The following is a 17,283-nucleotide window of genomic DNA, read 5'->3' on the forward strand; positions in this document are numbered from 1 at the left end:
CCATCCTAGATAGGGTTATCCCATGCCCGTTTAAGACATTCCCTTTGACCTTCACCCAAAGGGAGAGGGAAGCTGGGGATCCATCCGGCACGCCAGTTCACCGCAACTGGGAACTCTCCTGAACCCAACTGCCCCCAGGCGGATCCCTCTCAATCCAGCAAACGGCCATCCCCAACCCGGATAATGCGCTGGGCGGCCTGGGCTACTTCAAGGTCATGGGTGACCACGACCAGGGTGATGCCCTGCCGGTGGAGCTCCGCAAAAAGGTTCAGCACTTCCTGGCCGGTATGGCTATCCAGAGCCCCAGTCGGCTCATCAGCCAGCAACAGTTGGGGTCGGTTGACAATGGCACGAGCAATCGCCACCCGCTGCTGCTGGCCGCCGGAGAGTTGGGCCGGACGCTGCTGCAGTTTGCTCCCCAAGCCGACTTGTTCTAGGGCTTGCTTGGCCCGCCGGCGTTGCTCCGGCTCCGGGATCCCGGCATAGGCCAAGGGCAGCATGACGTTCTCCAGCGCCGTCAAGACGGGCAGGAGATGGAACTGCTGGAAGACAAAGCCGATTTTTTGGTTGCGAATGTGGGCCAAATCGCGATCGGTCAGGGTGGAAACTTCCACCCCATCCAGCCAGTAGCGCCCTGAGCTGGGCCGATCCAAGCAGCCGATGAGGTTCATCAGGGTGGATTTGCCGGATCCAGAGGGCCCGATGATGGCGCAATACTCTCCCGGCTGGATCGCCAAGTCGATATCGTAGAGGGCCTGAAAACTGCCCTCCGGCAGTGGATAGACTTTGTTCACCCCAACCATCTGCACTACGGGCGGGCTGGCCGCAGCCAAGGCCTCGGCTGGGCGCTCCAGGGATCCGACCGGCCCACGGCGATGATTTGCCCAGGAATCTTGCTCAAGCATGGTTGGCACCGCGACTTGCCCCATTCTAGCCTTTGGGCTTCCCTGGCTTGACGGCTAACCGGAAGAGCGGATCTCCTGCGGCTGATGGTAGGGGCAGCTCCCCTGGGGATCCACCCTGAGGCGGTAGAGGGGAGAGCGTTCCTGATCGCAGCGAAAGGCTTGGGCTTGGGAAGTCAAGATCTGGCGGGCAAAGCGACAATTTTGGCACTTTTTGCCACCGTGATGACTGGATACAGAAGGCTGTTTTGGACGCGGCACGATCCCTGCTGGAGAAGGGGCAGCCTCTGCCGGGCGGATCAGCTCCCGTGGAGAAAGGCCGCGCAGCACCAGTTCGGATCCCTGCCAGCGGGCTTCCACCAGGCCGGTATCGGCCCAGGCCGGCCAACGGGGATCCTGGGTAATCTGGGGGGGCAGACGCACCTGTACCCCCGCCAAAGTCCGCGGCGACCCCTGCTCCTGCCAAACTTCTTCCACCTCCCCCTCATAGCGCAAAGGGGGATCCCTGATCTCGGCGGGGGAACCGGCCTTCAGCTCCGCGAGCCTAACTGGGGTTTGTAGGTGCCCATCGGGCAACTCCAGCCAATGCCCAGGCTGAGGGCAGTGGACATGGTAGCGATTGCACAGCTCCGGCAGATCCGCCAGATCCTGAGCCTGCTTGGGGTCGGCGTGAACCAAGACCAAATGCTGGGGGCGAAAGGTGTGGATGATCTGGGTGAGATGCCCGACATCGTTGTGGCTGTGCCAGGTTATCCATTCAACGGCAATGCGGGAGCGCAGCGGCGCCGGCCAACGCTCAAACGGGGTAGCCAGTTCCACCTCTGGCAGCCGCACCAGCAGACAGGAGCGCTGCGGTTGGGCCAACAACCTCGACCAAATTGGATCCCAAGCCTCAGGCCCGGCATCGGCGTCGCACAGCAGCAAGCCTTGGGGCAGAGGATCCGCTTCGGTAAGGGGCTGAACCCGCGGCTGCAGGCGGTCTTCCCAGAACAAGGGCTGGTAGGTGGCGAAATTGCGCACCGGCTCCGGCAGGTAGGTGAGCAAGCGCTCGTAGAGATTGCAGCCTGCCGCCAGCCCCGGCGCCACCCATATCTTGAGCTCTTGGGGGGCTTGGGTAAAGCGGTGGTGGGCTTTGAGGAGAAAGATCAGCTCCTGCCCCAACCCCAACACTGGCAGGGGAAACAGCACCGTTTGCCCCGCTTCCAAGGCGCTGAGCAACCGCTCCACCAGGCGATTTTCCAGGTGACGACGGGGTGGATGGCGGGTGGATCCCAGCGAAGCCTCGATGAGCAACACGTCCGGCTGCCAGTGGCGCAAAGCAATGAGATCCAAGCCGGGGGCAAAGCGAGTTGAGGCCAGGGAACAGTCGCCCGTGTACACGCAGGCTTGGGCCGGAGTGGTTTGGGTATTTTGCAGCAGGGTTGCCGCCGCTCCCGGCAGATGCCCAGCCGCAAAGAAAGTGAGCATCAGATGGGGCAAAATCTCTCGCGCCCGGCCCAAAGGCAGCGCCCGAAAGGGGGGAAAGCGAATGTCCCGGTCGTAGCCTGGCCAAACGCCACACTCCCACAGACCAGCGGCCAAATGAGCAGTCACCGGCGTGGCGTAGAGAGGTACCTGAGGGTAACGACGATGAAAAGCAGGTAGCCCTTGCACATGGTCAAAGTGAGCATGGCTGCAGATTACCGCATCCGGGATCCCTGGCAGAGCCTTAAAGAGGGCAGGAGCGGGCAACCCGCAATCGAGAAGCAAACGGTGGGATCCCATCTCCAGCCAATAGGCACAGCCCTGCTGCCAGGGATCCGTACCCAGGGGGAGCAGTCGAAGGGGGGGTCTCTCTGACTCCACAGGTGTGTCGTTCTGAACCTAGAAGACCGCGTTCAATCCTGCAAACAGGAGGGGCGACTTGGCCAGGGATCCCCCCTCTCCACCGGTACACCTCCCCGGAGAGTTGGAGACAACCTGTGCCGATCTACTTATCCTACACTTCTCACAGCATAGCGTTTGCCCACCATCTGCCGCGGCAGCCTGCCATTTCATCCATGCAGCAGCTGAATGGATGTGGGGATTTGGTTTTGCGATGAACTTGTCTTGGCTTGGCAGCCTATGGGTCGGCGCTCTCTTCTGTCGCCGCAGCGGCGCTGCTGCTGGGAAAAGCAAAGCCGGCAAAATCGTGATCGTCGGGGCGCACCGTCAGGATCATCAGGTTGTAGAAGGCCCAGACCAAGCCAAACAGCAGCTCAGGCCAAGAGGGATCCCAACTGCCGGCAAAACGCAGGGATCCCACCCCCATAGCCAGAAAAGTCAGCACAATAGCCAGAGCCTGAGGCCCCAAGGAGAGCTGGGAAGGCTGCTCGGGATAGGGGGGCACTCCCTGCAGACTTTGCACCAGCGCCTGGATGGACTGAAAAAACTGGCTGCCCGTCTGCCGTTCCGACTGCCAAGCTGCCCCCCACAGATGGGGGGGAAAGGCCAAGAGCCAACTGATGCGCCCCAGGAGAGCATAAGGCAAAAACCACGCGAAGAAGACCCGGTCAAAGGCCGGCACCGGCATCCACCCCGTGCAGAGAAAGACCATCGGCACCGCCAAGTAGACCAGCTCCGCCATCCCACCGGCAGCCCAGAGGGCCAGCCACAGGTATTGAAAGCGCTGCTGCTGTGTGGTCGGCTTGCCCCAGAAGGGATTTTCCCTCAAGGCCGAAAACAAAGCCAGCAAAGCAACGCGGCGGTTGCGCAAGGGCAACAAAACACCCGTAACCTGGGTTTGGCGAACCAATTGAGACTGCCAGCCGCGGCAGTGCATCTGACACCCCAACTGCACAGGGCGACGAATGTCAATCCGCGGGATCCCTTCCAAAGCCTTGCGCCGGATGAGACAGCCAGAACCCAACAGGGGTGCCGCCTGATACCCTTCGGATCCCACCGCCAAGAGCTGCTGCAGTGGGTGAACGGCTCTGGGCTGGCCTAGGGTGCGCAGCATTGCCTGCACAAAGCCAGTTCGGTTGACAATTGGAGCCCGCTCCGGCGAGTCGTAAAAGTGGGGCAAGGTCTGCCACAGGAAGTCCCGCTCGAGAAAATGGCCCGGCTGTACTAGGAGGAGATACTCCCCTTGGATATGAGGGGATCCCATCGCGTAAGCCAGGGGGTCGGCTGTGGGGCTAGGGCAGGCCCAGTATTCGCAGGGAATGGCCCGCGCCGCCTTGGCCATCTCCTCATCCTCTACCCGATCCACAATGTGGACAAACAACCGCTCCCAAGGGTAGTCGAGGTGCAGAGCCGAAAGCACTGTTTGCCGGGTTGCCTCTACGGAATCCCACTGGCGCATCACCAGCACATCCACTCGCGGTAACTGGAAAAACGACCGCCGCAGGACCTCTGGGGATGGGATCGTCTCTCTCGGCACTTGGGGATAGCGGCTGAGGGTAAAGCCCACCGCCGCCAGCCAAACATACAGCTCTGCCCCCCAAAACAAAAGGGATCCCAAATCCATCAACCCGGCTGTCAGTCGCCAGTAGAGGTACATCACCCCGGCAATGAGGTGAAGCAACCCTGCCCAGCGAAACAAATACACCCGCATCAGCTTTCTGCCTTCCACGCTTTTGCCATTTTCGCCCTTGAAGGGTCAGGGATCCCTAGCTCCTCTTCTCTTCCGGCTGGCCCCAATCCTCAAGAACGAAAAAAGTTCAGGAACCAGCAACAGCAAAACCCTGTCTGCTCTGGAGCAGACAGTTTTCAGCCCGGCAAGCAGCTTGGTCGACAGAAGCGAGAATCTTCTCTTGCGGAAGAAACTGATACATTTACGCTGAGCACTGCTGAACATCACTGTTCAACTATGCAGCGATAGCATTCTGTTTGTTTCCAAACAGAATGGCGGTATCCCGCAAAGCTTTGAGTAGAATACCCAAAGCGCAGTTTCCGTGTCGTCTTACTACCAATTTTCTGCTTTGCTTTGGCTACCATGTTGGCAGACTCGAAAGTAAACAGAAAGATCAACTGGTAGTAATCCGTACTGAACATATTATACATTATTTTCAGTATAGTTGAGCTTATTATTGACTAGAGTCATGCTCTCCCAGGCAGTTTCAAAGCTGGGCCTTTCCCTACTGGGCAGCCACCTCAGCTGGGTAGACACTCACCTTTTGCCGCCACTTGCCATAGCGCTCAAAAGTCACAATGCCGGTGACCACAGAATACAAGGTGTCGTCGCCGCCGATGCGCACGTTCACCCCTGGGTGAAACTTGGTGCCCCGCTGCCTGACCAGAATGTGGCCGGGATGCACCAGCTCGCCCCCATAGCGCTTCACCCCCAGCCGCTTGGCATTGGAATCTCGACCGTTGCGAGTGCTGCCCGTTCCCTTCTTATGAGCCATAACGCCTCCTATGCAACTGCGTGATCAACAGAAACGAGATAAAAAAATCGGGATTCAGGACACCTGAGTTCAGAGTTTATTCCTCATCCGCAGGGATCCCTGTCGCCGCTGCCGAAGGGGCTGCCTCTGGGTTAGACTCTGGAGCCGCTTCCGTACGGGATGGTGCCGTGGCTAGGGGCACCCCATTGAGTTCAATAGACTCGATCAGCAGACGGGTCAGCGGTTGCCGATGACCCCTCTTTTTGCGGGTCTTTTTCTTTGGCCTCATCTTGTAGACGATGATTTTATCGCCGCGCCGATGCTGTAAAACCCGTGCCCTGACGACCGCCTCCGAAACGTAGGGATGCCCCAACGTGATTTGTCCCTCGTGGTTGATCAACAGCACACGAGACAAATCGAAGGGGCTGTTCTCCTCCACTTCCGCCAGGCGATCGACCTCGTAAAAACGCCCCGGCTCCACCCAAAGCTGCTTACCGCCGGTTTCCACAATTGCGTAAGTCATCTTTCTCCCTGCCGTACAGGTGCCCTGCGGGGGTCTTGAAACCTGATCCGAGCATTGACAGCGATCTTAGATCGTAGCCGAAAAAGCCGCCGTCCGTCAGCTGGGTTTGGTCGAGGACTGGCTTGCAACAGTTCCGGTCGAGCAGTGGGACGGACTCCCCAAGCACCTCATGCTGTTGCCCCCCAGCCCCTTTCCCAGAGGAAGAGGGGAGTTGGGAAGCAGTTGGGAAGCAAATGTGCAGCATCTGAGGCGACCGCAGGCCAGAGGTTGCAGAGTCATTCTTTGCTATTCGGTCAGCTTCTCCCAAGCAGCCTGAAGGGCAGCCTGCATGCGCTGAGCGGCGCGGCTGAGGCGATGTTGCCAGGTTTCCCACTTGTGTTGCAGAAACTCTGCCGCCTCGTCCAGTAGGGAGAGATCGAACTTGCCCCCTTTGGCCAGCTCGTCCCGCACCTGCTTCACCTTAACGCGCACCACCTCCGGCGGATCCTGTGGGCCAACCAACGCCTTGAGGCGATCCCCCATGCGCTGGATAAGCTGTTTCACCTGCCGAGATTTTTCGCTCCAAAAGTTCTTCAAGCCTTCTGCTTCCGATTTCAGCCGTTGCGGAGCATCCTCCTTAACCACCACCGCGTCCACATCAATGGCTTCCACGTCCTCAGGCAGGAGAACGGCGCGCCCCCCCCAAGGCTCGGCAATGCTGCCACCCAGAATGTAGGCGGCAATCGCTCCAGTCTCCCAGTCAAAGAGAAAATCCTCAATCCAGCCGACCTCTCGATTCCCAATGCGCACTGTGCGACGGTAAAGAGAGCTGATGGGGGTTAGGGGGGTAGCAAAAACGGTAGAGTAGGTCAGCAGCGCGTCTGGCCCGATCAGAGAAATCTGCTCCAGAGGGGTGTATCCCTGCTGGCTGGTGAAGTAGCATACCCGCCCTGTTGGGTCAACCCAGACTTCTTCTACAGTGCCCAAGGCGGTAGCAGTGCTGCCATCGAGGGCCAGCAGGCCCACCACCTGGCTACGTCGGATGATCTGTTCCATAGGGTTCATCGAGTTATCTCCTTGATGGGTTAGCTGGGCAGCCTCAAAATCCGCGGTAGTGGCGCAGTTGCCCCCTGAGCCGGGCAATTTCCTGAGCCATGTCCAAGACCATCGCTGCCCCCGTCCAGTTAAGCCCCAAGTCTCGGTGTAGGCGGCTCATTTGCAACAACCGCCTGAGCTGTTGGGGGGTCAGGTAGCTGCTCTCGGCCTCCACTAAGCCTTGGGCCAGCAGCCATTCCAGCAGGTGGGGAGGGATCCCCAGCAGTTCCGTGGCCTGCTCGAAGGTATAGAGCCGTTCTTCTACCCGCACAATGGCCAAACTCATAGACTCACCTCCTGCAAGTGGGCGCGGGGATCCCAGCTACGGCTTTGCCGCAGCTTTTCGTAGAGATCCCGCTCGGTCTGGGAAAGGGATTTGGGCGCCACCACCTTCAGCCGCACCAGCAGGTCGCTCCGCTGGCCTTGGGGATCCCGCCAGCCTTGGCCCCGCAGCCGCAGGGTTTGGCCGCTGTCTACCCCGGCAGGGATCCTCAGTTGCACGCGACCCGTAGGGGTGGGAACTTCCGCCGTCCCTCCCAAAGCCGCCTCGTCAGGAGTAATGGGCAGCTCGCAGAGCAGGTTGTCTCCGTCAAAGCGGAAGAAGGGATGGGGGGGCAGCTCCAGGGTGAGGTAGAGATCCCCTCTTGGCCCGCCAAAGGGGCTGACCTGGCCTTTGCCCTTGACGCGGATGCGACTGCCCGGCTTAGCGCCGGGGGGAATGCGGATAGTTAGCGTTTCTCCATCTAGGTTCAGCCGTTTCTGGGTGCCGTGGAAAGCTTCTGCCCAGCTGAGACCCAGAGTGCCCTCCACATCCTGCCCCGGCAAATCCACCGAAACAAACGGCCCAAAGCCGCCGGCGAAGCCCTGGAACCCGCTGCGGCGGGATCCCATACGGCCCAGCAGCTCGTTGATAAACTCCTCGAAGCTGGCGTATTGGGCGAAGCCCTCCATGCCCGGCATTCCAGCCGCAGAACCAGTACCCACCCGCTGCCAGTACTGCCCAAACTGGTCGTAGCGCCGCCGCTTCTCTGGATCAGAGAGCACCTCGTAGGCTTCGTTGATCTCCTTAAAGCGTTCCTCTGCCGCCTTGTTGCCGGGGTTCACGTCGGGGTGATACTGGCGGGCCAGCTTGCGATAGACGCGCTTGATTTCCTCGGCAGAGGCATCTCTGCTGACGCCCAGGATCTTGTAATAATCCTTGAAGTCACTCGCAGCCATAGGCTCACCCCTGCAAGGTTAGGTTAGAGTTTTTCGGGCTATTCTCAGGATATAAGGTTGCAGCTAAAAAATTGGAGCAGACCCAGAACACGTACAGGCAGAGCGGCGAGATGGCGCTTTACTGTGCTCTCGCTACTTCGGAAACTTTTTGGGCTAGGGCTTGCGTTTGGAGAAGATCCCTTTCTCATCTCGTGTGAAAATTTGCTTGACCTTTTCCCAAGCTTTGAGGAGTGCATGGGTGGAGTTATTGCTCTCTTGTTTGGCTTGGTTGTAGGCTTCCACAAAGGTTTGCTGCGCTTCTTCCGAGAGGTCAGCGCGGATTTCCGGCGAGATGCTCTCTGGGGTTAAGTCTCCCTCTGGCTCACCGGGCAAGTTCAAGTCGGCAATGGAAACTTCCTCTCCGCCAGCACTCTGCAGCAGCCAGTAAATTTCGCCCGACTTCTCTTCCGGTACTTGCACCACCAACAAGAACTCGCCCGCCTGTACCCGGGTTTGGTAGATGGCGGCTTTCTCCTGCGGCATACCCAAGGCAATCAGGGCGGATCCCAGGCCCGCTCCCAGTGCTCCGTACAAAGCGCCGCCCGTTGCCCCCAACAAAGCGGCTCCCAGAGGCCCAGCGGCCACCACTGCCCCCAAAAAGGGAATGAACAGCACCCCCACGCCAGTGAGCAGCCCCAGCAGGGATCCGAACAGGGATCCATAGATGGCCCCATTGGTCAGACCGTCCAGAACCACCTCTTTGCGGGTGATAAACCCGGTAATTTTGGCTTCGGTTTGAAAGTTGCGGCCAATAATGGAGATGCAATCGTTGGGAATGCCACGGTTCAAAAGCCGCTGGATACACTCTTGCAGCTTGACCTCTTCTTTGAAAGCGGCGGAAACACACTTTTTGGGAGCTTGGGCAAAAGCGCTCATACGCAATCTCCTGCTGAGTTTTACAGTGCCAAGGCAGGTTTTTTAACCTTTTCCCTGCTACTACTCTCGTCTTACTACTCTCATCCATTGTCTCCCCTCATCAACAAAGGATCCAGTCGAAGAATCGCGAACCCCCTGGAGAAATCTCCGTACTGAGGATGCCAACTCTACCCTTACCCCCAGCCTCCTTCCAGAGAGAGGGGAGTTAGGACTTAACGCACGCTACTTGTTGTTGAACGACTGTGGTGTTTGGAAGAGCTACAGCGAGCGGATCCCGGCCATCAAGCCCTGGCAGACCCCCGTCAGGAAATCTGGATCTAGGGTTTCCAAGGTATCGCTCAGCTTGTGGTAGTGGGGGTTGCGCAAGAAGGCGGTGTCGGTAACCATAACGGCGGCGTAGCCCGCATCCCAAAAGGGGGAGTGGTCGCTCAGGCGAGTGGCAGGTAGGATCAAGCCTCGCTGCCCGGCCAGCAGCCAGCAACAAGGGATCCCCGCTTTCTGAAAATCATGCTGCAGCTTGAGCAGATCCCCCCAGGTGGGCCAGTTGCCAATAAGGCCAATGTAATCTCCCCGGTTGGGGTAAAGCTTCTCAAGGCCGGCGGGATAGTCCTGGGATCCGGGGGCGGGATCCCGGTAGCCCAGCATTTCCAAAGACAGCATCAGCCGTAGGGATTGCCTCTGACGTTGAAGAAACTGGGCGTAAGCCCCACTGCCCACCATCCCCCGCTCCTCCAGGTCAAAAGCCACCAGCCACAGGGGGGAAGGGGCAGGGTTGGCGGCAAAATGGCGGGCCAATTCCAGCAACACCGCTATGCCGCTGGCGTTGTCGTCTGCTCCAGGGGTTGCCGGGGCAGCGTCAAAGTGGGCTCCGATGAGGATGGGTTGGCGGCCAGAACGGGATCCCGGCAATTTCAAGATCCAGTTGCGGTGCAGGCGGCCACCGGCCTCAAAGGGGAAGGACTCCAGGGATCCCCAGCCAGAGAGCTGCTCTTGGATGTAGCGCTCCACCTGCTGATGGCCCAAGGGCGACCAGTCGGGATCCCGCGGCTGGGCCACCTGGCGCAGATGGGCCTCTAGGCGCTGCTGCAGGTCTTGGAGATCTGACGCCATCATGAGCTTCCCACTCCAGACCGGGCAACTTGAGCATGGATCTGTCGGGCCAACTCCAGGGTGAAGTAGCGGTGGGATCCCACCGTTCCCGCCAACACCCGAAACGGATCCTCAGGCTCCCCCAGGTGATCCAGCACCAGAGCCGCCCCGGAAAAATCCTGATCCCGGGTATAGTCGTTTACCGTCACCACAGTGGGAATACCGGCCTGCTGGGCCGAGCGCAGCCCATTCTCCGAGTCTTCAAAGGCCAGGCAGGCCTGGGGGGGCAGCCCCATCTGTTCCAGGGTGTAGAAGTAGATGTCGGGGGCGGGCTTTTTGGCGGGGACAATATCGCCGGCAGCGATCACTTCAAACCAGCTTAGGCTCTCCGGCAGTGTGTGCTCCAAAAGGGCTGTTACATTTTCCGGCGTGGTGGTGGTGGCAATGGCCAAGCGGATCCCAGCAGCTCTGGCCTCCTGCAGGAGGCGCTTCACCCCTGGGCGGAGTGGGATCCCCCCTTGGGCCAATAGGGCAGTGTAGTGGCGGGTTTTGGCCTGGTGCAGCCGGGCAATGAGGGCATTTAAATCTTCACCAGGGGGTAGCGGCGGCTGGCAGGTTGCAACGAAATGGCGAATGCGCTCTTTGCCCCCCGTAATGGCCAGGAGTTGGCCGTAGAGCTCCACCGACCAGTGCCAGTCCAGCCCTGCCTCGGCAAAGGCAGCGTTAAAGGCCACGCGATGACCATCCCGCTCCGTGTCCGCCAGCGTGCCGTCCACATCGAAGATCAAAGCTTGGAGTGTCATGTGTACCCCCACCCGCCTACAAGCGACTCTATGCTACTGCATGGCTTGGGTGCCCCTAGCCAGGTTTCTGGGAAGGCCAACAAGGTGAGAAAATGAGGCACTGGTTATCCAATCTCGCCATGAGCTTCGATTTTGACGTAATCATCATCGGTGCCGGCGTCGGCGGCCACGGCGCTGCTTTACATGCGGTCGAATCTGGCCTGAAGACCGCCATCGTTGAAGGTGCAGAAATGGGCGGCACCTGCATCAACCGCGGCTGCATCCCCTCCAAGGCTCTGCTGGCCGCCTCAGGACGCCTGCGGGAACTGCAACATAGCTCTGGGCTGGGCATCCAAGTGGGATCCCTTCAGGTGAACCGAGAGGCTATTGCCAATCATGCTGCCCAAGTGGTGGAGAAGATCCGCGCCGACATGACTCGCTCGCTGGAGAAGCTGGGGGTAACAATCCTGAGAGGGCGAGGCAAGTTGGTGGCACCCCAGCAGGTGGAAGTCCAGGAAGAGAAGGGATCCTATACCTACACGGCGCAGGATGTTATTCTTGCTACGGGCTCCCGCCCCTTTGTGCCCCCTGGCATCGAGGTGGATGGGCGGACGGTGTTTACCAGCGACGAGGCGGTGCGGCTGGAGTGGATCCCGGAGCGGCTGGCCATTATCGGCAGCGGCTACATCGGCCAGGAGTTTGCCGACATCTACACCGCCCTGGGATCCCAGGTCATCCTCATCGAAGCCCTGGAGACCCTGATGCCGGCCTTTGACCCCGATATTGCCCGCCTGGCCCAGCGGGTGCTGATTAAGCCCAGGCAAATCCAGACCTACGTGGGGATCACGGCCAAGCAGGTGATCCCTGGCCAGCCAGTAACGATTCACCTCTCCAACGGCGAGACGCTGCAGGTGGATGGCTGCTTGGTGGCTGCCGGTCGGATCCCGGTCTCAGAGGGGCTGGGCTTGGCCGAGCTGGGCATCGACACCGGCAAACGGGGGTTCATCCCCGTCGATAGCCGCATGGCCACCGATTTGCCTCACCTCTGGGCCATTGGGGATGTGACAGGCAAAATGATGTTGGCCCACGCAGCGGCAGCCCAGGGGAGAGTGGCCGTGGAAAACATCTGTGGCCGTACTGCCTACATGGACTACCTCAGCATCCCGGCAGCGGTGTTCACTCACCCGGAAATGGGTTTTGTAGGGCTGACCGAGCCTCAGGCCAAGGAAGAAGGCTACAGCGTAGGCACGGTGCGCACCTACTTTGGCGGCAACTCCAAGGCTATTGCTTCGGGAGAGACGGAGGGCATGGTCAAGCTGGTCTTCGACAAGAGTACCGGCCTATTGCTGGGATCCCATATCTTCGGGCCCCATGCGGCGGATTTGATTCACGAGGCAGCTCAGGCCATTGCTCGCCGGGCCACGGTGCGAGAACTGGCCGGCTTGGTGCACGTTCACCCCACCTTGGCAGAGACGCTGGAGGAAGCCTACAAGCGGGCAACTCACGCTCTGGCAGGGCCTTAGCCAACGGCTCGGCAGAGGGTCGCCTGCCTCACTCGGTTTTGTGAGGACTCCGTCCCGCCCGCTCTGCCTCCGGCGGGGTTTACAACCAGGCTGTGAAGGGCCAGGTTCTCAGACGGGCAACCCAGCAAGATCTCCCGGCTCAAAGCGTCAAGAAGACCTTAGGATGGGGGAGAACGCGTGGGAGGAAGTGCTTTTGGTGAGCGAAGCCGAGATTACCCGGGCGGTGCAGGCCCAGTACGAGACTTTCCCCTATCCTCCTATTCCTTACGACCGGCCCTTTGAGGGCTTCTCCAGTCTGGGCAGCTATACCTTGGCGCAGTACGCCCGCACCCGTAGGCTGCAAGAGCCCGCAGGAGCCAGGTTTTTGGTGGCCGGGTGTGGCACCGGCTGGGAGGTGCATGGCATTGCCGCCAGCAACCCCGGCTATGGGTCGGTGGTCGGGATCGACATCAGCCGCCCGGCCCTAGAGATTGCCCAAAAGCGAATTAAGCACCACGGCCTACGCAACTGCTCTGTGCAGTACGGGGATCTGCTGGATCCCTCTACTTGGCCCGAAGGCAGCTTCGACATGATCAGCTCCTACGGCGTGATTCACCACACTGCAGATCCGGTGAAGGCTTTGAGCAATCTGGCATCGCGGTTGGCTCCCGATGGGGTGATGGCGCTGATGCTCTACAACCGTTCCGGCCGTTGGCATCTGTACCGCATTCGGCGAGCCTTGGAGTTGTTGGGCATCACCCCACCTGCAACCCCAGAAAAGATCGAATTTGTGCGGCAACTGCTGAAGGGAGCCAGCCCCAATTCCCTTTTGGCCAAGCACGCCAAGGCTCACCAAGAATACTATGGACAAGATGAAAACATTGTCGATAATTTCTTCCATGCCAATGATATTCCTTTCGACATCGGCGAGATTCCCGACTTGCTTGCCCAAGCCGGGCTGGAGTTTATCGATGTAGCCCCCTACTTGGACTATTGGAATGCCAGGCCGTTGATTGCCGCCACCCACCCGGAGTTCCATCGCCGCTACGAGGCCCTTGCTCGCATCGACCAACTGCGGGTCATGGAGTATCTGGAGCCTCTGTATCACACGCAAAATCTCTTCTGGTGTTGCCATCAAGGGAAAAAGGTGGACCACTGGGATCCCTTTACAGTCGAATTTTTTAAGAGCTCCCGCTGGCAGCTCAACCCCTTGTTTGTCCGCTATGGCAGCGTGCGCTACTGGGATCAAAAAATCCCCTTTTCAGATCTGTTGGGCAAGCTGGATCCGGCCCAGATCCTGACCCAGAAGATGGATATTTTCTGGCCTATCGCCCGCATCCCGGGCAAGATGATAGCCTCTACCCGCTACCAAGTGGTGGAGCTGCTGCTGCCCTTGGCCAATCAAGCCCGTTCTGGCGCTGAGATCCTGGCTGCCCATGAAGAGAGAGCCGACCACCTTCTCAACCTATTTCGACAGTGGGAAGCAGACCGGTTAGTCCTGCGGGTTGCCTAGCTTCTGGTTATTCCAAACAGTCCAAATCACCAGGGTCAAAGTCTGTTCCATGCTAAGGTTGTATCATGCATGACCGAGGACGGTGCTTCTCCCCAGGCATGTTTGCGCCGGCGGTGCGGAGCACCTCTACTGGGACATCTTCGCCACAGCTTTCCCTGTGAATAGAGCTGGCAGATCTGGATCCCGATCAACATCCCTGACAACCCCAACGCCAGAGCTGGTAGGAGGCAAGGATGGCTGACTACAATCGCGGCATTATGAAGTTCAAGGGGGCGGATAGCCCAATTGTCGTTTTGATCTCGGCAGGAATTGTGGCCGGTGTGGTTTCGGCCCTGATCTGGTGGGCTTTGCACTTTGCTTACGCAGCTTGAGTCTCAGCCTCTTCCAGAAGCTAAGGGCAGCTTTTCCTGCGCTGCAAGCCTCCCGGACAAGGTAGGGAATTGGGACGAGGCTTCTTTGCAACGCTTGCGGCAGTCTCTTCAGCGTTGGTACCGTGAACACGGGCGGGATCTGCCCTGGCGCCGCACCCGGGATCCTTACGCCATTTGGGTTTCGGAAGTGATGTTACAGCAAACCCAGGTGGCAACAGTTATCCCATACTTTCAGCGCTGGATGCAAACCCTGCCCGGGATCCCAGCACTGGCGGCAGCCCCCCAGCAGCAGGTGCTGAAACTGTGGGAGGGCCTAGGCTACTACCGGCGGGCCCTGAACTTGCACAAAGCCGCCCAAATCCTGGTGCGGGAACGGAACGGCGAGTTCCCCAGGGATTTGGAGCAGGTGCTGGCTCTGCCGGGGATCGGGCGCACCACAGCCGGCGGTATTCTCAGCGCTGCCTTCGATCAGCCTTTGCCCATTTTGGATGGCAACGTTAAGCGGGTGTTGGCTCGCTTGGTGGCTTTGCAACAGCCTCCGGCCCAGTGTCTGCCCCTGTTGTGGCAGCTTTCCCAGCAATTGTTGGATCCCGTGCAGCCACGGGCTTTTAACCAAGCCCTGATGGATTTGGGAGCTACCGTCTGTCGTCCCAAAAAGCCTCACTGTGGCCAGTGCCCTTGGCAAGCGGATTGCAGCGCCTACAATCGAGGTCAACACCAACAATTGCCTATGTCTGCACCCCGTGCCTCCCGTCCTCATAAGCAAATCGCGGTTGCCATTGTTCTGCGGGGAAAAGAAATCCTTATCGATCGACGACTGGAAAGCTCAATGCTCAGCGGGCTGTGGGAGTTTCCCGGAGGCAAAATCGAGCCGGGAGAAACGGCTGCTGAGTGTGTAGTACGGGAGGTAAAAGAAGAAATCGGCATCGATATCGAGGTGGTCGCGCCGCTAGCCACCGTCGAACATGCCTATACCCATTTCACCGTTACTCTTATCGCTTTTATCTGCCGCTACCTGGGCGGAGAAGCCCAAGCCCTGCAATGTAGCGAGGTGCGCTGGGTTAGCCCGGCGGAGCTGTCGGAATTTCCCTTCCCAGGGGCCAATCAAAAGTTGTTTCCCCACTTGTATGCTTGGCTGGCAGAGCATGGCAACCCATGATGAACCCACCCAATCCGCCAAATGGCTTAGACCCTTCTGGAACGTTTGCCCCAAGACATTCGATAGGATAGTAGATGTCCTGCTGCCGTGAGCTACGGATATGCTTGTCACTCTGGAAAAAGCGGGGGAGATTCTGGCCAAGGGATCCCACACAGCCATCACAACCACAGATGGCAAGATCGCGCTGGTGCCCAAGGGAAAAGAAACCCTCAAACTGACAGCCAACGAAGCCATTAACCTAATGTTTTACGTCGTCCGCTCCGCTGAACCGGCAGAGACGGTGATGGCCCAACTGGAGGAGGCAGTTGCCAAAGCTCAAGCCCCCGATCCAGCCGAGGAACGGGCCAGAAAATATCGAGAACTTCGTGGCGTCTAAAGGGGTGGCATTCGTCCCGGGTGGAGCCTTTCGCCAACTGGAGAGAGACTCCAAAACTTAAAAGCAGGAGGAGCTGAGGGCGACAAACTTCCCATCGGTGGTCCACCCCAGCAGCATGGGCTCTTGCGGTTGAATGGCCCGTCCGGTGAGAGCGCAGCATTGGGCTTGGTGGGCCGTGGCCGGGAAGCTGGCCCGAATATCCTCAGGACTGAGGGCAGCAGCCCCTTGGGAGTGGCGTAGGACATAGCTCCAAAGAATTTCCCGTATGAGGGCCTGGTAGCCCCGATTTCCGGCCAGCGCCTTCAGCCGCTGCTTCAGCTCACGTTCCAGCCGAATGCTGGTCACTTCCATCTGGGTCGTGGGAATGGGGGAATGGGCGCGGATGGGCATGCAGGGATCCTCCCTCGAAAAGCCTATACTACTCCTGTAGCATAGCTGGCTTACCGCCTGAGCGAGGATCCCGGCTGGGGTGGGATGGCCCAGGTCAAAATGGGCCTAAGCTGTGCAGTTCTGACCGCTAAGGCAACGTCAGCACCTGAGTGTATGGTTGAGTTGATCCCGCCCCGTCGCCGTGCCTTGGAGCATTTGCTGGCCCGCCTTGGATTCAGGGATCCGGCTTTGCTGGAACAACTGCGTTGGGATCTGCTGGATCAGGCTCTGATTCACCCTTCTCTGGATGGCCGACGGAACAACGATCGGCTGGAGTTGTTGGGGGATTCTGTCCTGCGAATTTTGGTTACGGAATTCTTGTTTCAGTCCTATCCCCATCTGTCGGTGGGAGAGCTGACCGCGATTCGCTCCGACCTGACCAGCGATGCTTACCTGGCAGAACTGGCGGATCTGCACGGCTTGGATCGCTACCTCGAGGTGGGATCCAGCTCGCAAAACGACTTGGCCGGGCGGGGTCGGCGGCTGGCGGATGCTTTCGAGGCTCTCCTGGGAGCCTTTTATCTCAGTTGGGGTATTTACACGCTGCCCAGGCTGCATCCCTGGCTGGATCCCTATCTACACCGGCGAGTGGAGCAATGGTTCCAAGACCCCACTCGGCGCAACCCCAAAGCAGCCTTGCAAGAACTCACCCAACGCCTTTGGGGTAGCCTGCCCGAATACCGCCTGGTGGCCGCCCAGGAGCATCCCCCTCATTTCACCATGGAAGTTTGGGGGCAAGGGCGGTGCTGGGGTCGCGGTGAAGGTCGCTCAAAAAAGGCTGCGGAAATGGCCGCCGCTGCCCAAGCCTACAAACACTTGCAGTCGGAGAAGACATGAGAGGCAACCACCGCTACGAGTTGGCCAGTTGGTTGTTTTTGCTGGGGAGCAGCCTGTTTGCGGCGAGCGAGGTGATGACCTTGGGTAGCGACCCCCCTCCGTGGGATCCCGCAGCTCCAGCCTTTCTCAATCTCAAGGTTGTCCAAACCCTGCTGGGAATAGGAGCCAGCCTCCTGTTCGTCGTAGGCAGTGCTCTGTTCATCCTCGATGCCCGTCACCGCTGAGATGTGCACCCTACCCAAAACCA

At 59.2% G+C, this 17,283-nt stretch carries 19 protein-coding genes; 7 read left to right on the plus strand and 12 right to left on the minus strand.

Going from position 1 to position 17,283, the window contains the following annotated elements; genetic code table 11:
- Positions 1-149: 149 nt before the first annotated feature.
- From ACVWXW_RS01460 to ACVWXW_RS01510, 11 genes are all read right to left on the minus strand, one after another.
- The gene (locus ACVWXW_RS01460; RefSeq protein ID WP_457402373.1) at positions 150-905 is read right to left on the minus strand and encodes an ABC transporter ATP-binding protein; all 756 of its coding nucleotides are present in this window, start codon (positions 903-905) and stop codon (positions 150-152) included.
- Between the two features lie 54 nt (positions 906-959).
- On the minus strand, positions 960-2,747 hold the full coding sequence (locus ACVWXW_RS01465; protein ID WP_414399914.1) for an MBL fold metallo-hydrolase: 1,788 nt from the start codon (positions 2,745-2,747) through the stop codon (positions 960-962).
- 256 nt (positions 2,748-3,003) lie between these two features.
- Positions 3,004-4,494 (minus strand): cellulose synthase, encoded by a 1,491-nt coding sequence (locus ACVWXW_RS01470; RefSeq protein ID WP_457402374.1) that lies wholly within the window; start codon positions 4,492-4,494, stop codon positions 3,004-3,006.
- Positions 4,495-4,999: 505 nt separating this feature from the next.
- Positions 5,000-5,269: a 50S ribosomal protein L27 gene (gene rpmA, locus ACVWXW_RS01475; RefSeq protein ID WP_011432382.1), complete on the minus strand. Its 270-nt coding sequence runs from the start codon at positions 5,267-5,269 to the stop codon at positions 5,000-5,002.
- 76 nt (positions 5,270-5,345) lie between these two features.
- Positions 5,346-5,771, minus strand: coding sequence for a 50S ribosomal protein L21 (gene rplU, locus ACVWXW_RS01480; protein ID WP_011432383.1), 426 nt, complete (start codon positions 5,769-5,771; stop codon positions 5,346-5,348).
- Positions 5,772-6,056: 285 nt separating this feature from the next.
- Positions 6,057-6,806: a PRC-barrel domain-containing protein gene (locus tag ACVWXW_RS01485; RefSeq protein WP_457402464.1), complete on the minus strand. Its 750-nt coding sequence runs from the start codon at positions 6,804-6,806 to the stop codon at positions 6,057-6,059.
- A 43-nt stretch (positions 6,807-6,849) separates the two neighbouring features.
- Positions 6,850-7,131: a chaperone modulator CbpM gene (locus ACVWXW_RS01490; RefSeq protein WP_011432385.1), complete on the minus strand. Its 282-nt coding sequence runs from the start codon at positions 7,129-7,131 to the stop codon at positions 6,850-6,852.
- The gene (locus ACVWXW_RS01495; RefSeq protein WP_011432386.1) at positions 7,128-8,063 is read right to left on the minus strand and encodes a DnaJ C-terminal domain-containing protein; all 936 of its coding nucleotides are present in this window, start codon (positions 8,061-8,063) and stop codon (positions 7,128-7,130) included. The genes ACVWXW_RS01490 and ACVWXW_RS01495 overlap by 4 nt, the downstream gene beginning before the upstream one ends.
- Before the next feature lie 153 nt (positions 8,064-8,216).
- On the minus strand, positions 8,217-8,978 hold the full coding sequence (locus ACVWXW_RS01500; RefSeq protein ID WP_457402377.1) for a ChaB family protein: 762 nt from the start codon (positions 8,976-8,978) through the stop codon (positions 8,217-8,219).
- 258 nt (positions 8,979-9,236) lie between these two features.
- Complete coding sequence (locus ACVWXW_RS01505; protein WP_457402379.1) at positions 9,237-10,091, minus strand: M28 family peptidase; 855 nt, start codon at positions 10,089-10,091, stop codon at positions 9,237-9,239.
- Complete coding sequence (locus tag ACVWXW_RS01510; RefSeq protein WP_414399981.1) at positions 10,088-10,870, minus strand: HAD family hydrolase; 783 nt, start codon at positions 10,868-10,870, stop codon at positions 10,088-10,090. The genes ACVWXW_RS01505 and ACVWXW_RS01510 overlap by 4 nt, the downstream gene beginning before the upstream one ends.
- A gap of 119 nt (positions 10,871-10,989) precedes the next feature.
- On the opposite strand from ACVWXW_RS01510, the gene lpdA reads away from it, so the two are divergent.
- The 5 genes from lpdA (at position 10,990) to ACVWXW_RS01535 (ending at position 15,770) form a co-directional block, all read left to right on the plus strand.
- Positions 10,990-12,372: a dihydrolipoyl dehydrogenase gene (gene lpdA / locus ACVWXW_RS01515; protein WP_457402466.1), complete on the plus strand. Its 1,383-nt coding sequence runs from the start codon at positions 10,990-10,992 to the stop codon at positions 12,370-12,372.
- A 163-nt stretch (positions 12,373-12,535) separates the two neighbouring features.
- Positions 12,536-13,864: a class I SAM-dependent methyltransferase gene (locus tag ACVWXW_RS01520; RefSeq protein ID WP_457402381.1), complete on the plus strand. Its 1,329-nt coding sequence runs from the start codon at positions 12,536-12,538 to the stop codon at positions 13,862-13,864.
- 233 nt (positions 13,865-14,097) lie between these two features.
- Positions 14,098-14,235 (plus strand): hypothetical protein, encoded by a 138-nt coding sequence (locus ACVWXW_RS01525; protein ID WP_011432392.1) that lies wholly within the window; start codon positions 14,098-14,100, stop codon positions 14,233-14,235.
- Positions 14,236-14,320: 85 nt separating this feature from the next.
- A complete protein-coding gene (gene mutY, locus ACVWXW_RS01530; protein WP_457402382.1) occupies positions 14,321-15,394 on the plus strand; it encodes an A/G-specific adenine glycosylase in 1,074 nt (357 codons plus the stop codon).
- Between the two features lie 100 nt (positions 15,395-15,494).
- The gene (locus ACVWXW_RS01535; protein ID WP_099812344.1) at positions 15,495-15,770 is read left to right on the plus strand and encodes a hypothetical protein; all 276 of its coding nucleotides are present in this window, start codon (positions 15,495-15,497) and stop codon (positions 15,768-15,770) included.
- Positions 15,771-15,827: 57 nt separating this feature from the next.
- Here ACVWXW_RS01535 and ACVWXW_RS01540 read toward each other — a convergent pair whose 3' ends face one another.
- Positions 15,828-16,160 (minus strand): hypothetical protein, encoded by a 333-nt coding sequence (locus ACVWXW_RS01540; RefSeq protein WP_414390600.1) that lies wholly within the window; start codon positions 16,158-16,160, stop codon positions 15,828-15,830.
- 153 nt (positions 16,161-16,313) lie between these two features.
- Between ACVWXW_RS01540 and rnc the strand changes: the two genes are divergently transcribed.
- Both rnc and ACVWXW_RS01550 read left to right on the plus strand, forming a co-directional pair.
- A complete protein-coding gene (gene rnc / locus ACVWXW_RS01545; RefSeq protein WP_457402384.1) occupies positions 16,314-17,036 on the plus strand; it encodes a ribonuclease III in 723 nt (240 codons plus the stop codon).
- Positions 17,033-17,260, plus strand: coding sequence for a hypothetical protein (locus tag ACVWXW_RS01550; RefSeq protein WP_414349981.1), 228 nt, complete (start codon positions 17,033-17,035; stop codon positions 17,258-17,260). Before rnc ends, ACVWXW_RS01550 begins: the two co-directional genes overlap by 4 nt.
- The last annotated feature ends 23 nt before the right edge of the window (positions 17,261-17,283 follow it).

The sequence above is a fragment of the Thermostichus sp. MS-CIW-30 genome (assembly GCF_054058015.1).